At 72.8% G+C, this 4,473-nt stretch carries 5 protein-coding genes; all 5 read left to right on the top strand.

From position 1 onward, the window contains the following. A partial coding sequence (locus IRZ18_08625) for a DNA mismatch repair protein MutL (protein MBX5477168.1) occupies positions 1-1,343 on the top strand: 1,343 nt, incomplete at its 5' end. A gap of 18 nt (positions 1,344-1,361) precedes the next feature. Next, positions 1,362-2,336: a tRNA (adenosine(37)-N6)-dimethylallyltransferase MiaA gene (gene miaA, locus IRZ18_08620; GenBank protein MBX5477167.1), complete on the top strand. Its 975-nt coding sequence runs from the start codon at positions 1,362-1,364 to the stop codon at positions 2,334-2,336. A gap of 268 nt (positions 2,337-2,604) precedes the next feature. Next, on the top strand, positions 2,605-3,459 hold the full coding sequence (locus IRZ18_08615; protein ID MBX5477166.1) for an AAA family ATPase: 855 nt from the start codon (positions 2,605-2,607) through the stop codon (positions 3,457-3,459). After that, positions 3,456-4,058 carry a GTPase domain-containing protein gene (locus tag IRZ18_08610; GenBank protein MBX5477165.1) on the top strand — a complete coding sequence of 201 codons (603 nt, stop codon included), beginning with the start codon at positions 3,456-3,458 and terminating at the stop codon, positions 4,056-4,058. The genes IRZ18_08615 and IRZ18_08610 overlap by 4 nt, the downstream gene beginning before the upstream one ends. Positions 4,059-4,071: 13 nt before the next feature. Further along, positions 4,072-4,473 (top strand): hypothetical protein (locus IRZ18_08605; GenBank protein MBX5477164.1); only part of this gene is annotated, 402 nt, incomplete at its 3' end.

Below are 4,473 nucleotides of genomic sequence, written 5' to 3'. Positions count from 1 at the left end.
TGCGGTCTGCGGCCGCCGAGACCTCCGCCTGCTCCCAGGTGGCCGAGGCCCTCGCGTTGGCCTTCCCGCACGTGGCCTTCGAGTTCCGCTCGGACGGGCGCGTGCTCTGGCGGACGAGCGGCAACGGGCGCCTGCGCGACGTGGCGGCCGCGCTGTACGGGCCCGATTTCGCGCGCGGCTGCGTGGACGTGGCGCGCGAGACGGAGGGAATGGCCGTCGAGGGCCTCGCCGGGCGCCCGGTCATGGCGCGCGCCAGCCGCACGCAGCAGACGCTGATCGTGAACGGGCACGCCGTCCGGCACGCCGGCATCCGCGCGGCGGTGGAGGCCGCGTACCGCGGGCTCGTGCCCGCGCGTCGCTTCCCCGCGTTCATCCTGCACCTGCGGCTCGATCCGGCGCGTGTGGACGTCAACGTGCACCCGCGGAAGCTTGAGGTTCGCTTGGCCGAAGAGCGGCGCGTGACGGGGTTCGTGCACCATGCCGTCCTCGCGGCCCTCAAGGGCAGCGACTTGACACCGGATTGGGACGAGGTGGCCGCCGCGCGGGGCGGTTCGCCAGGCGGGCTGCCTCTTGAGGCGGCAGCGGACGCCGCACCGTCCGCCCGCGTGCGGCCAGGGACCTCCGCGCCCGCGGTCCCGCCCGGCCTCCCGTACCCGTCACCCGCCGCCCGCGCGCGGGCGGCCGCGACGCCCGACCGCGTGGCCGAGGCGATGCGTCTGTTCGCTGCCGGCGAGGACGCGCGCCGCATGCCCGCGCTCCGGTACGCCGGCGCCGTCATGCGCACGTACCTCATCGCCGAGGGGCCGGACGGCGTCTACATCGTCGACCAGCACGCGGCGCACGAAAAGATCTACTACGAGCAGTTCCTGCGGGAGGCCGGCGCGGCGCGCAGCCAACCGCTCGCCGTGCCCCTCGTCCTCGACGTGCCGCCCGGGCGCCTGGACCTCCTCGCCAGCCGGAACGCCGTCTGGGAACGCTTCGGGGTCGTCGCCGAGCCGTTCGGCCCGGCCAGCCTCGTCGTGCGGGCCATTCCGGCCGTGTTCCGCGGCGACCCGCACGAGGCGCTCCGCCAGCTCTTCGAGGAACTGCTCGCCGACGACGCGGACCCGACCGACCCCCGCGCCGCCGCCCTGGCCCTTGCGTCCTGCAAGGCGGCCGTCAAGGCGCGGGACCCGCTGTCGCCCGAAGAGGCCCAGGCGCTGCTCGACCGGCTCGCCTCGCTCGACGAACCGTTCACCTGCCCGCACGGGCGGCCCACCGTGTGGAAAATCACGACGGCGCAACTGGAACGGTACTTCGGGCGCCGGGACACCGGGGCGCGCGGCGGTTCCGACCAAGACTAGACGGGGAGCGGAGCGGGCGTGGACGAACGGCGCATTCGCGTCGGCGCCATCGTCGGGCCGACGGCCGTCGGCAAGTCGGACCTGGCCGTGGACGTGGCCGAACGGATCGGTGCGGAGATCCTTTCCGCGGACTCGACGGCCGTGTACCGCGGGATGGACATCGGCACCGACAAACCGCCGCTGGAAGCGCGCCGACGCGTGCCTCACCACCTGATCGATCTCGTCGACCCGGACGAACCGTTCAACGTCGTCCGCTACTGCGAGGAGGCGGAGCGCGCGGTGCGGGCGGTCGTGGCCCGCGGGCGGCGGCCGCTCTTCGTGGGCGGCACGGGGCTCTACGTGCGCGCCGCCACGCTCGGCTACCGCTTCAACCCGGCCCCGCCGGACCCCGCGCTGCGCGAGGAGTTGTGGGCGTTGGCCGTGCGCGAGGGGCCGGAGGCCGTCCACCGGCGGCTCGAGGCCGTCGACCCGGAATCGGCGCGGCGCATCGACGCGCACAACACGCGGCGCGTCATCCGCGCGCTTGAGGTGCACGCCCAGACCGGCATCCCCTTCTCGCAGTGGGCGCGCCGCCCGGCGGAGCCGCCGCCGTACGACCGGCTCGTCGTCGGGCTCACGCGTGACCGCGCCCGCCTGTACGCGCGGGTCGAAGCGCGCGTCCACCGCGAGTTGAACGACGGTCTCGTCGACGAAGTCCGTCGCCTGCTGGCCCGGTACCCGGCGGACCTGCCGGCCTTTCAGGCCCTGGGATACAAGGAAGTGATCGGCTACCTGCAGGGCCGTTACGACTACGCGCAGATGGTGGCCATCCTGACGCGAAACACGCGTCGCTTCGCCAAGAGGCAGTACACCTGGTTCCGTCGCGAGCCGGGCATCGTCTGGCTCGACCTCGACGCCACGGAAGACCCGGCGACCGTCCTGGCGGAGTGGTTTGACGCCTTCTTCTCCGAAGGACGCCGGCCGGCACCCGTCTATCCACACGCAACCCCCTAGTTGTGCACATCTCTATCCACAGGATCGTGTCGTGTCCTGTCGTTCGCGCGTCGCACGTGGGGACGCCGCGCCCCGTATAATGCGCAACGCATCGCCCGCACGGGCCGATGGGAGAGGAGGAGGGTTCCTCGTGGCCTTGCACGATGCGGAGCGGTCGCCGTTCGGGACCCCGCCGCGCACGGGAGCGCGGGCTCGCCGGGAGTCGTTCGACGACATCCTGCGCGGGCTGGAGGAGGGGAGGGTGACCCCCGCGCGCGCGGTCGCCCTGATGCGCGACGAGCCGCCCGCCCCGGCGAACGGCCGGGAGGCCAGGGTCGCGGCCGTGCTGCAGGAGCTCGACAGCCTCGTCGGCCTGCGCCAGGTGAAGGAACTTGTGCGCGAGCTGCACGCGTTCGTGGAGGTCCGGCGCCGGCGCGCGGAAGCCGGCCTGGCCACCGACCCGCTGGCGTTGCACATGGTGTTCCGCGGCAACCCCGGCACCGGCAAGACGACCATCGCGCGCTTGCTCGGGCGCCTGTTCCGCGAGATGGACGTGCTCGCGAAGGGGCACCTCGTCGAGGTCGAACGCGCGGACCTGGTGGGCGAGTACATCGGCCACACGGCCCAGAAGACGCGCGAGCAGATCCGGCGCGCGCTCGATGGCATTCTCTTCATCGACGAGGCGTATTCGTTGGCCAGGGGCGGGGAGAAGGACTTCGGCAAGGAAGCCATCGACACGCTGGTGCGTGCGATGGAGAACCACCGGGACAACCTGATCCTGATTCTCGCGGGTTACAACGACGAGATGGAGTACTTCCTCCGGACGAATCCGGGCCTCCGCTCCCGGTTCCCCATACAGATCGACTTTCCGGACTACACGGTGGGTGAGCTGATGAGCATCGCCGACTCGATGTTGGCGAAACGGCAGTACCGGTTCTCGGAAGACGCCCGCGCGAAACTCGAGGAGATGCTGCGCGCGCCGGAGCACCGGCGACTGCTGAGCACGGGCAACGCGCGGCTGACGCGCAACATCATCGAACGCGCCATCCGCCGCCAGGCGCTGCGCCTCGTCCAGCAGCCGACGGCCAGCGTGGAGGATCTCATGACGATCCGGGCGGTGGACCTCGTCGGAGTGCTGCCGTGACCACCGTCCTCGTCACCGGCCAGCCGCGCGCGGGCAAGACGCTGTTCGTCATCCAGTTCGCCGCCTTCCTCAACGTTTCCGAGCTGCGGCTTCACGTGACGGCGCCGGGCGAGCCCACGCACGTGGTCACCCTGCCGGTGTCGCGGGCCCGCGCCGAGCTCGTCGACGGCGCGGACCACAAGACGCGCGCGCTGCAGGCTGTCGACGTCCAGGTGCCGGTGCGCAAGCACGTCCGCGTGATCCGCCTCACCGACACCACCGGGCTGAGCGACGACATCCACCAGGACGCCCCCGTGCGCGAGGCGATGGCGCAGACGCTGCGCGCCCTGCGGTCGGCCGAAGCCGCGCTGCACCTCATCGACGCGCACCGCGCCGGCGAAGACCCCCGGGCGATCGCGGACGTCGACCGCGAGATCGTGCGGTTCATGGCGTCCCGCGGACCCTTCGCCGTCGTCGCCAGCAAGATGGACTTGCCCGGGGCCTCGACGGGGCTGGAGCGGATCCGCCGCGCGTTCCCGGAAGCGCGGGTCATCCCCGTCTCGTCCGTCACGCGGGCCGGCTTCCCTGAAGTGCGCCGCTTCTTCGCCGGACGCTGGTAGGGAGGTGCGGATCGTGGACGGGTGGGCGCTGGCGTCGCGATGGCTGGCCGTGGCCGCGACCGCCGTGACCGTGCGGCTTCTGGACGACGTGCTCGACGCTCCGTTGGATCGAGAGGGACGCGACCCGAACTGGACCGCGAGGCTGGGCACGGCGGCGGCGGCGTACGCCGTCGTGGCGCTGGCGGTGGCGGCCGCGCTGGACGTCCGGGCCGCGTGCGCGTGCGCGCTCGCGGCATACGCCGTGGGCATGTTGCGGGAGCCGCGGGGGCGCATGCCGAGCGGCCTCGCGGCCTGGCAGGAGACGGCGCTGGCGGGCGCGCTTTGCCTGTGCGGCGGTGGCGTGGCCCTCGGCACGACGGCGCTGCTGAGCTTGATGGCCGTCGACCTTGCCGACGACCTCGCCGATCACCCGGGG

Source organism: Clostridia bacterium, from assembly GCA_019683875.1.
Taxonomy (GTDB): Bacteria; Bacillota; Sulfobacillia; order RBS10-35; family Bu92; genus Bu92.
Note: the sequence above shows the minus strand (reverse complement) of the source record. Positions and strands in the feature narration are given on the sequence as shown.